18 protein-coding genes are annotated in these 18,460 nt (G+C 63.1%); 14 read left to right on the forward strand and 4 right to left on the reverse strand.

Translation table 11 applies throughout. The features are described from left to right. Window positions 1-78 precede the first annotated feature (78 nt). Entirely contained in the window at window positions 79-1,293 is a 1,215-nt protein-coding gene (locus FB481_RS22600; RefSeq protein ID WP_147177986.1) for an MFS transporter, read from the forward strand. 213 nt (window positions 1,294-1,506) lie between these two features. Continuing rightward, on the forward strand, window positions 1,507-2,175 hold the full coding sequence (locus tag FB481_RS22605; RefSeq protein ID WP_093503215.1) for a TIGR04211 family SH3 domain-containing protein: 669 nt from the start codon (window positions 1,507-1,509) through the stop codon (window positions 2,173-2,175). Between the two features lie 275 nt (window positions 2,176-2,450). On the opposite strand, the gene FB481_RS22610 is transcribed toward FB481_RS22605, so the two are convergent. Further along, a complete protein-coding gene (locus tag FB481_RS22610) occupies window positions 2,451-3,350 on the reverse strand; it encodes a LysR substrate-binding domain-containing protein (RefSeq protein ID WP_147177988.1) in 900 nt (299 codons plus the stop codon). Between the two features lie 107 nt (window positions 3,351-3,457). Between FB481_RS22610 and FB481_RS22615 the strand changes: the two genes are divergently transcribed. Together FB481_RS22615 and FB481_RS22620 are read left to right on the forward strand one after the other, a co-directional pair. Next, entirely contained in the window at window positions 3,458-4,813 is a 1,356-nt protein-coding gene (locus FB481_RS22615) for an MFS transporter (protein WP_147177990.1), read from the forward strand. A 57-nt stretch (window positions 4,814-4,870) separates the two neighbouring features. After that, a complete protein-coding gene (locus FB481_RS22620; RefSeq protein ID WP_147178025.1) occupies window positions 4,871-6,145 on the forward strand; it encodes a glucarate dehydratase family protein in 1,275 nt (424 codons plus the stop codon). Between the two features lie 32 nt (window positions 6,146-6,177). On the opposite strand, the gene FB481_RS22625 is transcribed toward FB481_RS22620, so the two are convergent. After that, on the reverse strand, window positions 6,178-6,747 hold the full coding sequence (locus FB481_RS22625; RefSeq protein WP_147177992.1) for a cysteine hydrolase family protein: 570 nt from the start codon (window positions 6,745-6,747) through the stop codon (window positions 6,178-6,180). Window positions 6,748-6,989: 242 nt separating this feature from the next. On the opposite strand from FB481_RS22625, the gene FB481_RS22630 reads away from it, so the two are divergent. The 7 genes from FB481_RS22630 to FB481_RS22660 all read left to right on the forward strand — a co-directional run bounded on the left by FB481_RS22630 (window position 6,990) and on the right by FB481_RS22660 (window position 12,736). Further along, window positions 6,990-7,340, forward strand: coding sequence for a DUF3509 domain-containing protein (locus FB481_RS22630; protein WP_027904981.1), 351 nt, complete (start codon window positions 6,990-6,992; stop codon window positions 7,338-7,340). Window positions 7,341-7,508: 168 nt separating this feature from the next. Then, window positions 7,509-8,540 carry a phosphate ABC transporter substrate-binding protein PstS gene (gene pstS, locus FB481_RS22635; RefSeq protein WP_013790900.1) on the forward strand — a complete coding sequence of 344 codons (1,032 nt, stop codon included), beginning with the start codon at window positions 7,509-7,511 and terminating at the stop codon, window positions 8,538-8,540. 62 nt (window positions 8,541-8,602) lie between these two features. Next, the gene (gene pstC, locus FB481_RS22640; protein ID WP_093503223.1) at window positions 8,603-9,571 is read left to right on the forward strand and encodes a phosphate ABC transporter permease subunit PstC; all 969 of its coding nucleotides are present in this window, start codon (window positions 8,603-8,605) and stop codon (window positions 9,569-9,571) included. Next, window positions 9,568-10,461, forward strand: coding sequence for a phosphate ABC transporter permease PstA (gene pstA, locus FB481_RS22645; RefSeq protein WP_093503225.1), 894 nt, complete (start codon window positions 9,568-9,570; stop codon window positions 10,459-10,461). Before pstC ends, pstA begins: the two co-directional genes overlap by 4 nt. Window positions 10,462-10,537: 76 nt before the next feature. Then, the gene (gene pstB / locus FB481_RS22650) at window positions 10,538-11,299 is read left to right on the forward strand and encodes a phosphate ABC transporter ATP-binding protein PstB (RefSeq protein ID WP_218571915.1); all 762 of its coding nucleotides are present in this window, start codon (window positions 10,538-10,540) and stop codon (window positions 11,297-11,299) included. 100 nt (window positions 11,300-11,399) lie between these two features. Continuing rightward, window positions 11,400-12,101 (forward strand): hypothetical protein, encoded by a 702-nt coding sequence (locus tag FB481_RS22655; RefSeq protein WP_013790904.1) that lies wholly within the window; start codon window positions 11,400-11,402, stop codon window positions 12,099-12,101. Further along, entirely contained in the window at window positions 12,101-12,736 is a 636-nt protein-coding gene (locus tag FB481_RS22660) for a hypothetical protein (RefSeq protein WP_244154148.1), read from the forward strand. The genes FB481_RS22655 and FB481_RS22660 overlap by 1 nt, the downstream gene beginning before the upstream one ends. A 61-nt stretch (window positions 12,737-12,797) precedes the next feature. On the opposite strand, the gene pgm is transcribed toward FB481_RS22660, so the two are convergent. After that, window positions 12,798-14,462 carry a phosphoglucomutase (alpha-D-glucose-1,6-bisphosphate-dependent) gene (gene pgm, locus FB481_RS22665; protein ID WP_147177994.1) on the reverse strand — a complete coding sequence of 555 codons (1,665 nt, stop codon included), beginning with the start codon at window positions 14,460-14,462 and terminating at the stop codon, window positions 12,798-12,800. Window positions 14,463-14,795: 333 nt separating this feature from the next. Here pgm and FB481_RS22670 point away from each other — a divergent pair, with 333 nt between their 5' ends. Together FB481_RS22670 and FB481_RS22675 are read left to right on the forward strand one after the other, a co-directional pair. Next, window positions 14,796-16,430 carry a methyl-accepting chemotaxis protein gene (locus FB481_RS22670; RefSeq protein ID WP_147177996.1) on the forward strand — a complete coding sequence of 545 codons (1,635 nt, stop codon included), beginning with the start codon at window positions 14,796-14,798 and terminating at the stop codon, window positions 16,428-16,430. Window positions 16,431-16,500: 70 nt separating this feature from the next. Next, window positions 16,501-16,902 carry a hypothetical protein gene (locus tag FB481_RS22675; protein WP_093503533.1) on the forward strand — a complete coding sequence of 134 codons (402 nt, stop codon included), beginning with the start codon at window positions 16,501-16,503 and terminating at the stop codon, window positions 16,900-16,902. Between the two features lie 6 nt (window positions 16,903-16,908). Here FB481_RS22675 and FB481_RS22680 read toward each other — a convergent pair whose 3' ends face one another. After that, entirely contained in the window at window positions 16,909-17,358 is a 450-nt protein-coding gene (locus tag FB481_RS22680; RefSeq protein ID WP_147177998.1) for an Rrf2 family transcriptional regulator, read from the reverse strand. A gap of 145 nt (window positions 17,359-17,503) precedes the next feature. On the opposite strand from FB481_RS22680, the gene FB481_RS22685 reads away from it, so the two are divergent. Then, window positions 17,504-18,391: an NAD(P)/FAD-dependent oxidoreductase gene (locus tag FB481_RS22685; protein ID WP_147178000.1), complete on the forward strand. Its 888-nt coding sequence runs from the start codon at window positions 17,504-17,506 to the stop codon at window positions 18,389-18,391. Window positions 18,392-18,460 lie beyond the last annotated feature (69 nt).

The following is an 18,460-nucleotide window of genomic DNA, read 5'->3' on the forward strand; positions in this document are numbered from 1 at the left end:
CAGCGCCCGGGCTCCACTGATTCTTCATCTGTTTGAGCGATCCGCGCCCGGTCCGGGCCGTCTCATCGCGAGGTCATCATGAGCACATCATCCTCCAGCCAGCCCCACAGCCTTTCGCCGGCGCTGGTGCTGCTGTTCGCCTTCTGCTGCGGCGCCATCGTCGCCAACCTCTATTACGCCCAACCGATCATCGAGCTGATCGCGCCTGCGGTCGGCCTGTCCATGCATCAGGCCAGCCTGATCGTCTCGCTGACCCAGATCGGCTACGCCGTCGGCCTGCTGTTTCTGGTGCCCCTGGCCGACCTGCTGGAAAGCCGCCGATTGATGCTGCTGACCACTCTGGCGGCGATGGTCTGCCTGCTGCTGGCAGGCTTTTCGAGCACGCCCGGCGTGTTTCTCGCGCTGTCGCTGCTGATCGGCCTGAGCTCGGTATCGGTGCAGGTGCTGATTCCCCTGGCCGCGCACCTGGCGCCAGAGACGAGCCGGGGTAGGGTGGTGGGCAACATCATGGCCGGTCTGCTGCTGGGCATTCTGCTGGCGCGGCCGGTGGCCAGCCTGATCGCCGAATATTTTGGCTGGCGCGCGGTGTACTTCATGGCGGCGGCGCTGATGCTCGGTATCGTGGCGGTGATCGCCACCACCATTCCCCGTCATGCGCCGGATAACCGCGGTCATTACGGCCATCTGCTGCTGTCGCTATTCGGCCTGCTGCGCCGTTACGCCACCTTGCGTCAGCGCGCGCTGTACCAGGGCCTGATGTTCGCCTCGTTCAGCCTGTTCTGGACGGTGGCGCCGGTGGAGCTGGTGCGCCATTACGGCTTCAGCCAGACGCACGTGGCGCTGTTCGCCCTGGTCGGTGCCATCGGCGCTATTGCCGCACCGATTGCCGGGCGCCTGGCCGATGCCGGTCACACCCGCCGCGCCACGCGGGTAGCCCTCGTGCTGGCGCCGCTGGCCTTCGCGCTGACGTTGGCTGGCCCGCTAGGCGGGGTAATCGGTCTGGTGCTGTGCGCTGTGCTGCTGGATTTTGCCGTGCAGCTGAACATGGTGCTTGGCCAGCGCGAGGTCTATGCCCTGGAGCAGAACAGCCGAGCGCGTCTCAACGCGCTTTACATGACCAGCATCTTTATTGGCGGTGCCAGCGGCTCGGCCATCACCAGCCCGATCTACGAGAGCTACGGCTGGCAGGGCGCGGCGCTGGCCGGTGCGGCATTTCCGGCGTTGGCGCTGCTGCTCGCGCTGTGGCACGGGCGGCGCGCGGCTGGTGAACAGGGGCTGGCCGTCGGCAAGTAAGGGACGAAGGCGGCGCGCCGATCATCCGCTGGTGCGCCGCCAATCTGCTGGGCGCTGAGGAACCCGACCGATCTGCTGCGGTCTTTCAGCAGTCGGCCAAACCGGTGGCAGGCATGGCGTTGCGCCACTTTCGCGCCGGTTACAACAATTCGCCTGGCCGACGTTCGCGCGCTGCGTCGCATTGTGTTCCACCGCCGAGTGAAGATGGTTTTTATGTCCCTAGCCCGCCCCTTTTCTGCATCCTTTTCCCTGCCGACCGTTCGCGCGCTGGGGACCTGTGTTCTATCCGGCCTGCTGCTGATCGCAGCACCCGCCCATGCCCAACAAGCCAGCGACAACGTGCGCTGGGTCAGCGACAAACTGAACACCTACGTGCGCAGTGGCCCGACCGAGGGCTACCGCATCGTCGGCACCCTGAGCTCCGGTACCCGCGTGCAGCTGCTGCGCACCCAGGGCGACTTCAGCCAGGTGCGTGGCGAGAACGGCGATGCGGTGTGGATTCCCAACAGCGACCTGCAGGAAGTGCCCGGCCAGGCCGAGCGACTGCCGGCGCTGGAGCAGAAGGTCACCGAACTGAGCACCGAGCTCAAGAACATCAACGAAACCTGGGAAACCCGCGTGCAGGGCATGCAGGAGACCCTCGACTCGCGCAAGAAACTGATCGACGAACTGGAAGCGAGCCGCAGCGCCCAAGATATCGAACTCAACCAGGCCCGCTCGGAACTGCGCGAAGCCCAGGCCCAGCTGGGCAGCGAGCAGAAACAGGTGCTGATGCGCTATATGGTCTACGGCGGCAGCATCGCCGGCGCCGGCCTGCTGCTGGGCCTGATACTGCCGACCATGCTGCGCGTGCGTCGTAAGCGTAATGATCAGTGGATTTGAGTCGGTAGGCTTTCAGACCTTGCGCTTTGCCCTTGCTTTGCAGGGGCGAATTGGCAATTGCGCCATCTCTTTCTGTGGGAGCGGGCGGGGACGCCCAGTCCATGCCCGCGAAAGGCATTTACAGCGACTCGGTATGCCTGTTCAGATAACTGGGGCAGCTGATGGGAGTTCGCGCGCATGGCGTGCTCCCACATTCTTCGCATACTCCACAGTCGCTGCTCTTTCGCATCCAGTGGACGCTTCACTGACCACTGCAACTGAGCAAATCTCGAGCTTCAGTGCATCTCCGCCGCCACCGCTGCCCTGATCGCTTCGAGCAGCATCAGGCAGGCGGGGTTGTCGTTGTTGCTGCGCCAGGTCAGGTGCAGCTCGCTCTGGATACCTTCGCCCAGATCAATCTCACGAAAGCACACGTCCTTGAACACCACGTTGGTGGCGCAGCGCGGTACCAGGGCCAGGCCCATGCCGGCGTTGACCAGGGCCAGGATGGTCAGTGACGAGCCCAGCCATTGCACGTATTCCGGGGCCACACCGGCCGAGCGAAACATACCGGTCAGCAGCTCGTTGAAAGGTGGGTAGGCGGCGTGGGAGTACATCAGAAAGGGCGCGCCATCCAGATCCCCGACGCTCACCTGACCGACCGCGGCCAGCGGGTGCTGCCGGGGGATGGCCAGCACGAAGGGTTCGCGTACCAGACATTCATTTTCGTAGCCGGCCTGCAGCAGTGGCTGGCGCACGATGCCCAGGTCGATGCGCCGGGTGCGCAGCGCTTCGTGTTGCTGGTGGGTGTTCATCTCGCTCAGGGAAATCTTCACCTGAGGCTGATTGAGGCGCGCTTCGGCGATCACCCGGGGTAAGAACTCGTACACCGCACTGCCCACGAAGCTGATGCTCACCGAGCCGACATCGCCGGCGGCGAAGCGCCGTGCCGAGGCGGCGGCCTGATGGGCGCGCTCCAGCAGGTTCTGCGCTTCGATGAAGAACGCCCGGCCGGCGGCGGTGAGCGCGACGCTGCGCGTGCTGCGGGTGAACAACTCGACGCCCAAGCTATGTTCGAGCAGCTGGATCTGCCGGCTCAATGGCGGCTGGGTCATGTTCAACCGTTCGGCGGCGCGGCGAAAGTTGAGTTCGGTGGCGACGGTGGTAAAGCAGCGTAGTTGGGCGAGCTCGAACATTGATCTAATCCAGGTATCAATCGAATGCCAATATAGATTAGACGGGATCAATACCCGCGTACATGATCAGCGCATCCCACAAAAACAATGATCGGGAGTCGCCCCAATTGAATAACGTCCAAGGTTCAGCCGACCCGCAGGTTGTCGCCCGCGCGGTCTCGAAAGTGAAACGCCACGTGCTGCCGCTGTTCGTGGTCATGTTCATCGTCAACTACATCGACCGGGTGAATATCGGCTTTGTGCGCAGTCACCTGGAAACCGACCTGGGTATCGGAGCCGCTGTTTATGGCTTAGGCGCCGGCCTGTTCTTCATCGGCTACGCGCTGTTCGAAGTGCCCTCGAACATGCTGCTGCAGCGCTACGGCGCCAAGGTGTGGCTGACCCGCATCATGTTCACCTGGGGCATCGTCGCTACCGCGATGGCCTTCGTGCCCAACGAAACCTGGTTCTACATCCTGCGCTTCTTGCTCGGCGTCGCCGAGGCCGGGTTCTTCCCAGGCGTGGTTTATTACTTCACCAAGTGGCTGCCGGCCGGCGAGCGCGGCAAGGCCATGGCCATCTTCCTGAGTGGCTCGGCGATCGCCTCGATCATCTCCGGGCCGCTCTCGGGTGCGTTGCTGCAGATCGACGGCTTGGGCATGAAGGGCTGGCAGTGGATGTTCTTCATCGAGGGCATGTTCTCGGTGGTGCTGTGTGGCTTCGTGTGGTTCTGGCTGGACTCGCTGCCCAAGGACGCCAAGTGGCTGAGCCGCGAGGAAAGCCAGGCGCTGAGCGAGTGCATCGACGAAGAGCAGCGCCAGCGCCAACTGGCCGCAGGCGAGACCGGCACGGTCAAGCACTCGGCCTTCAAGCTCTTGCGTGACCCGCAGATCATGCTGTTCTGCTTCCTCTACTTCTCGATCTCGCTGACCATCTATGGCTGCACCTTCTGGCTGCCGAGCATCATCCGCTCCATGGGCGGGCTGGGCGATTTCGAGGTCGGCCTGTTCAACTCCATTCCCTGGATCATCTCGGTGCTGGCCATGTACGCCTTCGCGGCCCTGGCAGCACGCTACAAATGGCAGCAGGCCTGGGCCTCGGCGGCGTTCGTGATCGCGGCGTTCGGGCTGTTCATGTCCACCACCGGCGGGCCGGTATTCTCCTTTATCGCCATCTGCTTCGCGGCGATCGGCTTCAAGGCGGCTTCCTCGTTGTTCTGGCCGATTCCCCAGGCTTATCTGGATGCGCGTATCGCCGCGGCGGTGATCGCCCTGATCAACTCGGTGGGCAGCCTGGGCGGTTTCGTGGCGCCGGCCACCTTCGGTTATCTGGAAGAGCATACCGGCTCCATCGAAGGCGGGCTGATCGGCCTGGCCGTGGTCTCGCTGGTCGCCGGCATCCTGGTGTTCATGACCAAGACCAGCAAAAGCGCCAAGGGCAGCGGCAACGGCGTGAGCCCCAAACCGGCCGTATCGCCGGCCTGACATGCATGGGCGCTGGCCGGGCCAGCGCCGCTATTACCAGTACAAGGAATTTGAATGATGAGGATCAAACAGGTACGCGTGACGCCGATTGCCTTTCGTGACGCACCTTTGCTCAACGCCAGCGGCATCCACGAGCCCTACGCATTGCGTTCGATCATCGAGGTGGAAAGCGACAACGGTTACATCGGCCTGGGCGAAAGCTACGGCGATGCGCCGGTGCTCAGCGTGCTGCAGGCCATGCAGGAGTCGCTGGTTGGCCTGGACCCATTCGACCTCAACGGCCTGCGCGCTCGCGTGGTGAATACCGTGGCCACGCTCAAGCCAGGCACCGCGGGCGCCGAACTGGCGCCGGGCTCGCACCCGAGCAAGCAGGTGGCCAATGCCTATTCGGCTTTCGAGGTGGCCTTTCTCGATCTGCAGGCGCGTTCCCTGGGCATGCCGCTGGTGGATCTACTTGGCGGTGCGGTGCGCGATCGTGTGCCGTTCAGCGCCTACCTTTTTCTCAAGTACGCCGAGCACGTGGGCTCGCCCTACAAGCCGGACCGCTGGGGCGAGGGCATCAGCCCCGAACAGATCGTTGCGCAGGCGCGCACCATGATCGAAGAGAACGGCTTCAAGAGCATCAAGCTCAAGGCCGGCACCTTGCTTGGGCCGGAGCATGAAGTGGCGTGCATCAAGGCGCTGCGCCAGGCCTTCCCGGAGGCGCCGCTGCGTATCGACCCGAATGGCAACTGGTCGGTGGAAACCTCGCTGCGCATGGCCGAGCTGATGGGCGATGACCTGGAATACTACGAAGACCCGTGCCCCGGCCTGGAAGGCATGGCCGAGGTGCACAAGCGCACCGGAATCCCGCTGGCGACCAACATGGTGGTCACCGACTTCGACGAGTTCCGCCGCAGCGTGGCGCTGAACAGCGTGCAGATCGTGCTGGCCGACCATCATTACTGGGGCGGCCTGCGCGACACGCAGATCCTGGCGCGCATGTGCGACACCTTCGGCCTGGGCGTGTCGATGCACTCCAACTCGCACCTGGGCATCAGTCTGATGGCCATGACCCATGTGGCGGCGGCGGTGCCGAACCTGTCCTACGCCTGCGATACCCACTATCCGTGGCAGGAGCCGGACGAGGAAGTGATCAAGGGCGGCAAGCTGCCTATCGTCGACGGCTGCGTGGCGCTGACCCGCGCGCCGGGTCTGGGCGTCGAGCTGGATTACGACCAGCTGGCCAAGCTCAACGACCAGTACCTGACCTGCGGCATCCGCTCGCGCAATGACGTGACCCAGATGCAGAAGTACGATCCGAGCTGGAAGGCGCTCAAGCCACGCTTCTGATCCTCATGCCGAGGCGGCCGTTCATGGCTGCCTCAATCCTTTCTTATTAGTTGCTTGAGTAGTGCTAGCGCTGCTTGGCTTTCTATTACCTGCGCGTACTCATCCTGCAGATTGGCCAGGGCCATGGCATGCACCTCGTCGGCGCTGCGCCGCACGCCGTGGTAGTCGGTCTTGGCGAAGGTGAAGCAGCTATCGGCGACCACGTGGGTGGCGAACCCCAGGTTGCCTGCCGAACGTGCGGTTGCTTCAACGGAGTTGTTGGTGCTGACGCCAACGATCACCAGCGACTGGATGTCCCGCACCCGCAGCCAGCGCTCCAGCCCGGAGTTGATAAAGGCATCGGGCACATTCTTCTCGACCACATGTTCATGGGGCAGCGGCCGTAGCGCGGGCTGAGATTCCACGCCTGGCTGGCCAGGCGCGAACGGTGAGTCTGGTGATCTGGAGATATGCCGCACATGCACCAGCGGCGCGCCGGCCAGCCGCCAGGCCTTTAGCAGTTCGGCGATGCGTGCCGGAGCCTCGGGGTTGTTGCGCTCGCCGGCGGCCGGCTCGAGCATGCCGCGTTGCATGTCGATGATGATCAGGGTGGGCTTAGTCATGGATTACCTTGTGTCGGGAGGCAGGGCACTTCTGCGCCATTTACCTATCTATACAGTAATCCTTCTCCCATTCGACATTGCATCTTGCACGACCAGAATCTGGTTATCGTGCAGGATGCAAAGTTCATTTCTTTTTTTAATCTAAATAGTCCTTTTAAATCAGGCTCTTAGCTTTTCTTAATAGCTGGCATGCACTCTGCAATATCCCTCGTACAAGGAACACCACTCAGAGGGTAAGAGCCATGCAATACGCCATCCAGCATCTGATCGAAAGCCTCCCGGACTACGCCATCGATTTCAAGAAGCGCCCCGACGGGATGTTGCTGATGACGTTGCGCAAGGATGGTGAAGTGGCTTTCGTCAAAGCCATCGACCGCCAGACCGTGTTCTGTGAAACCCGCGTGCAGGCGCTGCTGCATGAGATTCAGCGTGACAGCAAGCTGATCAGTGGCGAGATCAACTGGAAGGGGCAGGGCGCCCAGTGGATCGATCGCAGCTTGCCGACCTTCACCGGCGCGCCGATCAACCCGACTGCCGCCAAGATGATGTGGGCCCGTCGTGGCCGCGATGGCAGCTACCGCGCTACCGCCTGACTGTCACCCCACGGCTCAATAAAAGCCCCGCTTCGGCGGGGCTTTTTCGTGCTGGCGCGAAAGGCTTTCAACGTTTTAAAAGCGCAGTGCGGCGATCAGCCAGTACCTGTCACAAAAGCGTCACAGGATTGATGCAAAGTGCGGACTCCCGCTCACAAGGAGTCCCCAATGAAAAAGCTATTCAAGTCTGCCGCCATCGCCGTCACGGTTTCTCTTTGTGCCAGTTCCGTCTCCTTCGCCGCGGAAAACGTGCGCCTGACCGGCTCCGGTGCCAGCTTCCCGGCCCCGATCTACCTGAGCTGGTTCAAGGACTTCAGCAAGAACACCCCCGGCGTCACCGTCGACTACCAATCCAAGGGTAGCGGTGCCGGCGTACAGGATTTCCTGAACAAGACCGTCGACTTCGCTGCCAGCGATTCGGCGATGTCGGACGCCGATATCGCCAAGGTCGCCGAAGGCGTGCAGCTGCTGCCGATGACGGCAGGCGAAATCGTGCTGGCCTACAACCTGCCAGGCAACCCGAAGGGCGTTAAGCTGCCGCGCGACGTTTACTCGAACATCTTCCTGGGCAAGATCACCAAGTGGAACGATCCGCAGATCGCCGCGGCCAACCCTGAGCTGAAACTGCCCGACCTGCCGATCACCGTTGTTGTGCGCGCTGACTCCAGCGGCACCACCGCCGTATTCACCAAGCACCTGTCGGCCATCAACGCCGACTTCAAGAAAGAGCTGGGCGAGGGCAACACCGTCAACTGGCCTGGCAGCGACAAGTTCATCAAGTCGCCGAAAAACGATGGCGTGACCGCCACCGTTCGCCAGACCCCGGGCTCCATCGGCTACATCGAATACGGCTTCGCCAAACTCGCCAAGGTCGACTTCGCCGTGCTGCAGAACAAGGCCGGCCAGTATGTGGTGCCGAACGCGGAAAGCGGTGCCGAGGCGCTCGCCGCCGTGAAAATGCCGGAAAACCTGGTGGCCTGGCTGCCGGACCCGGACGGTGCCAAGTCCTACCCGATCACCACCTACACCTGGATGATCTTCCGCAAGGACAACGGCAACCCGGCCAAGGCCAAGGCCCTGCGTGACATGGTCGAGTACAGCCTGACCGAAGGTCAGAAGATCGCCGACTCGATGGGCTACATCCCGCTGCCGCAATCGGTCGTCGATCAGGTTCGCAAAGCGTCTGCCAACATCAAGTAATGCTCGCCCGGCCCCTTGCGGTGCAAGCCGCAAGGGGCCTGCAATTGCGTTGGAATTAGCCAATGACCAGCCCTTTCGTTGTTCCAGACAACCCCGACTCTGCCTGTCAGCCGCCTTCTACGAAGGATTTTCTGGTTGACCGGACCTTCCGCGCACTCTCCCGAGTGGGCGTGGTTCTGATTCTGGCCGTGGTCTTCGCCCTGGTGTTCGAGGTTGGGCGCAAGGCATTGCCCGGCATGCAGGAATATGGTTTCGACGTACTGTTCGGCACCGTCTGGGATGTCAATCAGAACAAGTACGGCATTCTTCCTGCCATTTGGGGCACGCTGTACAGCGCCTTTATCGCCTTGTTGATCGCCGGGTTCTTCGGTATCAGCATGGCCATCTTCCTGACCCAGGATTTTCTGCCTGCCAAGCTCGCGGCGGTGTTTCGCACCATCGTCGAGCTGCTGGCGGCCATCCCCAGCGTCGTGTACGGCCTGTGGGGTATCTATGTGGTGATCCCGGCCATCCGCCCGCTGACCACCTGGCTGCACACCGAACTGAGCTGGATCCCTTTCTTCGGCACCTCGCTGAGCGGCCCGGGCCTGCTGCCTGCCGCCCTGGTGCTGGCGATCATGATTCTGCCGACCATCGCAGCGGTTTCTCAGGACGCGCTTTCCAGCGTACCGATGAAGACCAAGCAGGCCGCCTACGGCATGGGCACCACCCACTGGGAGGCGATTCTCAAGGTGATGGTGCCGTCCGCTGCGACGGGCATCTTCGGTTCTCTGGTGCTCGGCCTTGGTCGCGCGCTGGGGGAAACCATGGCCCTGGCCATGCTGGTCGGTAACGCCAACAGCATCTCCCTGTCGCTGTTCGCCCCGGCCAACACCCTGGCCGCGCTGCTGGCCCTGAACTTCCCGGAAGCCGGGCCGCGCGAGGTCGAGGTGCTGATGTACGCCGCCCTGGTGCTGATGCTGATCACCCTGATCGTCAACATCATCGGCTCGATGCTGATGGTCTACGCCCAGCGGGGCAATAAACAATGACCAACCTGACCGTTCCTCCCGTTGAAATGCCGAGCCTGCAGCGCCGCTTCGAGGGCCGCGCGCTGCGTAGCCTGATGCTGACCAGCGTGGTCTGGGTCGTGGCGCTGCTGGCCAGTGTGCCGCTGCTCTCCGTGCTCTACATGCTGATCACCCGTGGCGGCGCGCGCCTGAGCCTGGAAGTGTTCACCGAACTGCCGCCCACCGGTTTCGAGACAGGGGGCGGCTTTGGCAACGCCATGGCAGGTACCTTCGTGATGGTCGGCATCGCGGCGGCCATCGCCGTGCCGGTCGGCATTCTGGCGGCGATTTTCCTGGCCGAACTGGGCCCGCACAGCAAGCTGGCCAATGCCGCACGCTTCGCCGCCAAGATGCTCACCGGCCTGCCGTCGATTCTCGCCGGGGTATTCGCCTACGCGCTGGTGGTCGTCACCACCGGCACCTACTCGGCCCCGGCCGGTGGTGTGGCGCTGGCGGTACTGATGCTGCCCATCGTCGTGCTGACCGCCGAAGAGGCGATGAAGATGGTGCCCAAGGTCATGAAGGACGCGGCCTACGGCATGGGCTGCACCCGCTCCCAGGTGATCTGGAAGATCATCCTGCCGACCGGCCTGCCGGCGATCTTGACTGGCGTGATGCTGGCCGTGGCCCGTGCTGCTGGTGAAACCGCACCGCTGCTGTTCACCGCGCTGTTCAGCAACTACTGGATCTATCACGACGGCGAACTGGCCGTGATGAATCCCACGGCCTCGCTCGCCGTGCTGATCTACAACTTCTCCGGCATGCCGTTCGACAACCAGCTTGAGCTCGCCTGGGCCGCTTCGCTGGTCCTGGTGCTGATCGTGCTCATGGTGAATGTCATCAGCCGTATTTTCGGCAAGCCCAAGTATTGAGAATCGGAGCACTCTGATAGTGAACCAGTTATCCGCACCAATCGCCGCGCCGTCCGAAACCCACGCACCCGTGGTCATGGACTGCAAGCTGGACAAGATTTTCTACGGCAACTTCCTGGCCGTGCGCGACAGCCATGTGCCGATCGAGAAGAACAAGATCACTGGCTTCATCGGCCCGTCCGGTTGCGGCAAGAGCACCGTGCTGCGCAGCCTCAACCGCATGAACGACTTGGTCAAAGGCTTCCGCTTCGAGGGCCACGTGCACTTCCTCGGCCAGGACGTCTACGGCAAGGGCGTCGATCCGGTGGTGGTGCGCCGCTACATCGGCATGGTGTTCCAGCAGCCCAACCCATTCTCGATGAGCATCTTCGACAACGTCGCCTTCGGCCTGCGCCTCAACCGCTACAAGGGCGACCTGGGTGATCGCGTCAAGCACGCCCTGCAAGGCGCCGCATTGTGGGATGAGGTCAAGGACAAGCTCAAGGTCAGCGGCCTGTCGCTGTCTGGCGGCCAGCAGCAGCGCCTGTGCATCGCCCGCGCCATCGCCACCGAGCCGGAAGTATTGCTGCTCGACGAACCCTGCTCGGCGCTCGACCCGATCGCCACGCGCCGGGTCGAGGAACTGATGGTCGAGCTGAAGAAGGATTACACCATCGCCCTGGTGACCCACAACATGCAGCAGGCCATCCGGGTGGCCGATACCACGGCGTTCTTCTCGGTGGATATCTCCCAGGGTACCCGTACCGGTTATCTGGTCGAGATGGGCGCGACGGAGCAGATCTTCGGCAGCCCGAAAGAGAAGATGACCGAGGACTACATCAGCGGCAAGTTCAGCTAAGCGCCGCCAATCGTTGCAGGCCGCATGCCAGCACGAGCCCGAAAGGCTCGAACGGGTATCCGGCCGTTTTACCGGTTCAAGACTTTTTTCAGGAATGCCAATGCCTGCCAAGCGTCGCCTTGATTTACCTGCTGTGGAGCACGCCCTGCGCGAGGTGCAGAGCCGCTTCGCCGAGCTCAGCCGGCACTTCACCGAGCCCCGTGATCCGCTGACCGACGAAGTGCTGGAAAACGTGCTTGAGGGCTACGCGCTGATTGACGATTATGTCGCCCGCGGTATCGATCTGTTCGAGTTGCAGAATCTGAACCTGATGCTGGAGCTCAATGCCACCGTGCTCTGCGGGCAGAACGCGGCACATCGGCAGGAGTTCGCCCAGCACCTGGCGGCGACTGAAGCGCACTTCTTCAACAATATCGAAGGCGGGATCAAAGACGTGTTCAACTGGTATTGCGCACACCGCAGCGAGTCGGTCTGGAAGCGTGCCGCCGGCGTCTATGTGCGGATTCTCAGCAAGCCGCAGCTGTTCATCGAGGGCAACAATCGCACCGGCTCGCTGATCGTCAGCTACCTGCTGATGCGCGATGGTCAACCGCCTTTCGTGCTGACCCTGAAAAATGCCGAGGGCTACTTCAACCCCTCGTCGGTGATCCGCAACTCCGCCAAGCACGGGGTCAAGGCCTTGTACGAACTGCCCAAGATCAAGAAGAAATACGCCGCCTTTCTGGAAGACCAGTCGCCCGAGCGCAAGAAATTCTTCCTCAGCGAGAAGAAGCTCGCTGCCGAGCAGCGGTGGGAGGCGTAATGAACAAGCGTTTTGCAGCTCGCCTGTCTCACCTCACTGATCTGCCGACCCTGCAGACCTTCAAAGCTCTGGTGCCGCTGGCTTCGTTCAAGCGCCAGCGCCTGCGTATTTCCTTCGATATCGACGACACCCTGGCCTGCCAGGCCCTGCACAGCGATGCCGAGCCGAGCAGGTTGCCGGCGTTCGTCCATCGCTGGCTCGGCGAGCCGCTGCGCATCGGCACCCGCTCGCTGATTCGCGAGCTGCGTCGGCAGAACTGCAGCGTGTGGATCTACACCTCCTCAGGGCGCACGCCTGCATACATACGGCGTTGGCTGATGCTCCACGGCATTCACGTCGATGGCGTGGTGAACAGCGTGCGCCACAAGCATGCGCTGACGGCGCGCGGGTTGTCCCACGCGCCCTCGAAACTGCCATCGGCCTTCGATATCGACCTGCACGTCGACGATTCCGAAGGCGTGCAGATAGAAGGCCAGCATCATGGCTTCCGCGTGGTGGTGGTGCGCCCCGATGACCCGCAGTGGGCGCAGCAGGTGCTGGGCGCCGTGGCGAAGGTGCAGAAGCAGATGAGCCGACAGCAGCAGAGCGTGCGTCGCGCCAAGACTGTACAGGGTGCGCAGGTTTATTCGTCCTGAGTCCAGGCGCGCTGAAGCGACTTAAACAAAACGCCCGGCATCAGCCGGGCGTTTTCTTTGGTCAGCCGGCCAGCACGCTGTCGACCAGCGCCTTGGCCTCACTCTGGATACGCTTGAGGTGCGCATCGCCCTCGAAGCTTTCCGCGTAGATCTTGTAAACGTCTTCGGTGCCGGACGGGCGGGCGGCAAACCAGCCATTGTCGGTCACCACCTTGAGTCCGCCGATGGCCGCACCGTTGCCGGGCGCCTCGGTGAGAATCGCGGTGATCGGCTGGCCGGCCAACTCGCTGGCGGTCACCTGGGACGCCGACAGCTTGCTCAGGCGCGCTTTCTGTTCACGGTCCGCCGGGGCGTCGATACGCTGATAGACCGGCGCACCGAAACGCTCGGTCAGCGCCTGGTAACGCTCGCCTGGGTCCTTGCCGGTCACCGCGGTGATTTCCGCCGCCAGCAGGCCGAGGATGATGCCGTCCTTGTCGGTGGACCAGGCGCTGCCGTCCTTGCGCAGGAACGAGGCGCCGGCGGACTCTTCACCGCCAAAACCGAAACGGCCTTCGATCAGGCCGTCGACGAACCACTTGAAGCCCACCGGCACTTCCACCACGTCGCGGCTGATGCCCTTGGCCACGCGGTCGATCATCGAGGAAGACACCAGGGTCTTGCCGATGGCAGCCTGGGCGGCCCACTGCGGACGGTGGGTGAACAGGTACTCGATGGCCACGGCCAAGTAATGGTTGGGATTGAGCAACCCCACGGAGCGGGCGACGATGCCGTGGCGGTCGTGGTCGGTGTCGCAGGCGAAGGACACGTCGAAGCGGTCCTTGTTCTCGATCAGCCCGGCCATGGCGTGGGGCGAGCTGCAGTCCATGCGGATCTTACCGTCCCAGTCGACGCGCATGAAGCGGAAGGTCGGGTCGATACGGGTCGACAGCACCTCCAGCGGCAGGCCGAAGCGCTCGGCGATGCGCGTCCAGTAGTGCACGCCGGCGCCGCCGAGCGGGTCGACCGCGAATTTCAGGCTCGAGCCGCGAATCGCCTGCATGTCGAGCACCTGCTCCAGATCGCCGACGTACTGCTCGATGAAGTCGTGGCGCTGGGTGGTCGGAGCTTTCAGGGCGCTGGCGTAGTCGATGCGCTGCACGCCCTTGAGGCCGGCCACCAGCAGTTCGTTGGCGCGTTCCTGGATCCACTTGGTCACGCCCGTGTCGGCCGGGCCGCCATTGGTGGCGTTGTACTTGAAGCCGCCATCGGCCGGCGGGTTGTGCGACGGGGTGATGACGATGCCGTCGGCCAGGCCGCTGCTACGGCCCTTGTTGTAATCGAGGATCGCCTTGGAGATCGCCGGGGTAGGGGTGTAGCCCGTCTCGCCGGCGGTTTCGCTGCAGCCGGCATCGATGCGGGTTTCGATGCGGTTGGCGGCCAGCACTTCCAGGGCGGAAACGAAGGCGGGCTCGGACAGCGCGTGAGTGTCCATGCCGATGTACAGCGGGCCGTCGATACCCTGGCCGCGGCGGTAATCGCAGATTGCCTGGGTAACAGCGAGGATGTGCCATTCGTTGAAGCTATTCTTCAGCGACGAACCGCGGTGGCCCGAGGTGCCGAAGGCCACCTGCTGAGCGGGGTCGCTCGGGTCCGGGCGGTCGCTGTAGTAGCGCGCCACCAGGCGTGGCAGGTTGACCAGGCTGTGCTCGTCGGGAAGTTGGCCCGCGGTGCTGTGGATGCTCATCAATCGTTCCTTTGACGGGGTAAAAGGGCCGGGCGGCTGTGGCGGCACGCCTGGCATCGGACTCGGGTTCGACACCAGGGCGGTGGGCTGGAGTTCCCCATACTCGCGTCGCGGATGATAAAGATTGCACAGCAAAGCGCCAGTACCCATGTTATTGGCCAGCTGGTCAGGATCGATTGCAGTTATGCAGGCTGTTTTGGGTGGGCGATAGATTTATTTAACGCACAAGATGATGGCTGTTTGATATTGTTTGGTCGTGTCTGCCAGAACATAGAAAGTGTGTGCTGGGCCAACAGGGAGTGGTTGGTAAAACGTTCCTTATATGGTGCCGCCATGAATCTTCGTAGCCTTAATATCGCCCCCCGTGCCGCTCTGTGTTTCGCGCTCATCACCCTGTTGGTGATGGCGCTGGGCGTCTTCTCACTTTTCAAGCTCGCCGACCTCTACGACGCCGAGCAGGATATTGAAACCAATTGGATGGCCAGCATCCAGGCCTCCGGCGAAATGCAGAAGGATCTGCTCAATATCCGCCTGGAAACCTTGCGCATGCTCGCCGTGGTAGAAAACACCGGCCAGGCCATTGACGAAAGCGTCGCCCAGCAGTACCGCGGCGCCCTGCAGCAGGTGCTCGGTCAGTACGATCGCCACATGGTGTCCACCGAGGCCGAGCGCGCCATGTTCAACCGCATCAGCGCCAGCGCTCAGGCCTACCTCGACGGGCAGCAGCAGATCGTCCAGTTCCTGCACCAGAAGCAGCTGCCCCAGGCGCTGGAACTGGCTAACGGCAAGGTGCGCGACGATGGCAATTCGCTGCAGCATCAGCTCGACGAGCTGACTGCCTACAACATGCAGGGCGCCAAGCAGGCGGGCCTCAATGCCAGCACCATCTTCGACCATGGCCGTAACGGCGTACTGATCACCATTGGTATCGCGGTGCTGCTGACCGTGCTGCTGGCGACCCTGCTGACCCGCTCCATCGCCGCGCCGATCAGGGAAGCGCTGCAGAGCGCCGAGACCATCGCGTCCGGCGACCTGACCCGCGCCGTGCTGGTCAGCGGTAAGGACGAAGCCTCGCGCCTGCTGGCCGCCCAGGCGACCATGCAGAAGAACCTCAATGACGCGATCCGTCAGATCAGCGAGTCCTCCACTCAGCTGGCCGCTGCTGCCGAGGAAATGGCGTCGGTCACCGAGGAAAGCACTCGCAACCTGCAGAGCCAGAACGCCGAAATCGACCAGGCCGCCACGGCGGTAACGCAGATGAGCTCGGCGGTCGATGAAGTGTCGCGCAACGCCAGCGGCGCCTCCGATGCGTCCCGCGAGTCGACGGTGTCGGCCAATGCCGGTAACCAGCATGTGGCCCGCACCGTAGCGGCAATCCGCAATCTGTCCGGTAACGTGATGGAGGCCTCCGATCAGGTGCAGGGCCTGGCCGATCAGGCGCGCGATATCAGCAAGGTGCTCGACGTGATCCGCAACGTCGCCGAGCAGACCAACCTGCTAGCGCTCAACGCTGCCATCGAGGCTGCCCGCGCCGGTGATCATGGCCGCGGTTTTGCCGTGGTGGCTGACGAAGTACGTGGGCTGGCCCACCGCACCTCGGCCTCGACCCAGGAAATCGAGCAGATGATCGCGGCGATTCAGGCCGGCACCGAGAAGGCTGTGCAGGCCATGCGCGGCAGCAGTCAGGAGGCCACCAACACCCTGCAGGTGGCCGACGAGGCGCGGGTCGCCCTGGGGCAGATCGTCGACTCCATCGGCATGATCAACGAGCGCAACCTGCAGATCGCCACGGCTTCGGAGCAGCAGGCTCACGTGGCCCGCGAGGTGGATCGCAACCTGGTGAGCATCCGCGACCTGTCGATGCAGAGCGCCTCGGGCGCCAATCAGACCGCAGCGGCCTGCAGCGAGCTGGCGCACCTGGCCCAGGGCCTGAATACCCTGGTGGGTCGCTTCAAGCTCAGTGCCTGAGTGAGTAAGCACTGATTGGCGGCGCGTTGACCATGGTCAACGCGCCGCCAGCGTGGCTATGATGCAGGCCATGAATGCCTCCCTGCCAATCCGTCATCCCTGCCCACCGGGCGCTTGCGACTGCGAGCGCGAGCAGTTGCTGGAACAGCCCGAGGCGGATCGGCGCATCCTGCTGCTGACCAAAGCTGAGGAAAAGCGCCTGCTCGAGCGCCTGGAAAACCTCGCCAGCCTGGAAGACCTGGAACGCATGCAGCAGCGCATGTTCGAGCAACTGGGCATTCGCGTCGACGTGGCACCGGGCTTCAACGAAGTGCGCAGCATGCGTGGCATCACCATCGAGGTGCGCAACTTTCCTGGTCTTTGCCGCAAGACCCGCCAGGCGATCCCGGCCGCCATCCGCCGCGGTCTGGAGCGCCGTCCGGAAATCGCCTACGCACTGCTCAACGCCCATGACCTGTTCCGCGATCTTTGAGCTCATCTACAGGTTTTTGCAGGGCTGCCCGAGGGCCTGGTAACGCGCGTCGAAATCTTCCGCCAGCGAGGCCACGCTGATCGACGCCAGCCGCTTTAGGAGCAGGGCCTGGGCCTCGTCGAACGCCTGACCAAGGGCCTGGTTGACGGCCTGTTCGACCAGGCAGGTGGGATTATCGGTCGCCAGGCCGATGCTGAAGATCGACTGCGAGCCCAACGCCTCGTGAATATCCAGCAGCGTGATCTCGGCCAGCGGTCGTGCCAGCGACCAGCCGCCATTGTGGCCCTTGTCGGAGGTCACGTAGCCCTTGTCGCGCAAGAGGCCCATGGTGCGCCGCACCACCACTGGATTGGTTTCCAGCATGCGGGCGATGGTCTCCGAGGTGGCGCGCTCTTCGTGGCGATCCATGTGGATCAGCACGTGCAGCATGCGCGATAGGCGGGTGTCGTTTCTCATGGGTGTCTCAGGCTGAAGGCAGTCGCGCCGAGTATGATTCGTAATGAATAGAGTTACGAGAGGTTGACGTTTTTCTTATTCGTAACTTATGGTGTTTCATGATGGCTTGGCATTTCCCCGAGCCGTAAGAAAGAGGAATGACGCCATGAGTTATGACGCAATCATCGTCGGTGGCAGCTACGCCGGCTTGTCCGCCGGCCTGCAGCTGGCCCGCGCCCGACGGCGGGTGCTGGTAATCGACGCCGGCGTGCGCCGCAATCGCTTTGCCAGCCATTCCTACGGCTTTCTCGGCCAGGACGGGCGTGCCCCCGAAGAGATCGCTGCCGATGGCCGTGCCGAACTGATGGACTATCCGACCGTCACCTGGCAGGTAGGCGAAGCTAGCCAGGTGCAGCGTGACGGCGAGGGTTTCGTCGTCACGCTGCGCGGCGGTCAGCGTGTGGCCGCCCGGCGCCTGATCCTGGCCGGCGGCGTACGCGATGAACTGCCGGCCATCGAAGGGTTGGCCGAGCGCTGGGGCCGCCATGTGTTTCATTGCCCGTATTGCCATGGCTACGAGCTGGAGCAGGGACGCATCGGCGTGCTGGCCGTCTCGCCCATGTCGATTCACCACGCGTTGATGCTGCCGGACTGGGGCAGTACTACCTTCTTTCTCAACGGCGTCTTCGTGCCTGATGCCGAGCAACTGCAGCAGCTGGCGCGCCGCGGCGTGGTGGTCGAGCCGGACCGCGTGCAATCGATCAGCGGCGAGCGCGTGGACCTCAACTTGACTGACGGCCGCCGCGTGTCACTGGACGGATTGTTCGTGATGCCGCGTACGCACCAGAACAATCCGCTGGCCACCCAGCTGGGCTGCGCGCTGCTGGAAGGGCCGATGGGACTCTACCTGCAAACCTCGGAAACCCAGGAAACCAGCGTGCCTGGCGTGTTCGCCTGCGGCGACGCGGCACTGGCTGCCGGTTCCGTAGCGCTTGCCGTGGGCACTGGCGCAAGGGCAGGGGCGGGGGCGCATCAGTCGCTGATCTTTCGCTAGCGCAGATCAATGAATCGGTGCGGGTGCTGGGGCATACTGGCGGCTTCTTCGCATCGACTTGCTGCGTGC

Source organism: Pseudomonas sp. AG1028 (genome assembly GCF_007993955.1).
GTDB lineage: Bacteria > Pseudomonadota > Gammaproteobacteria > Pseudomonadales > Pseudomonadaceae > Aquipseudomonas > Aquipseudomonas straminea.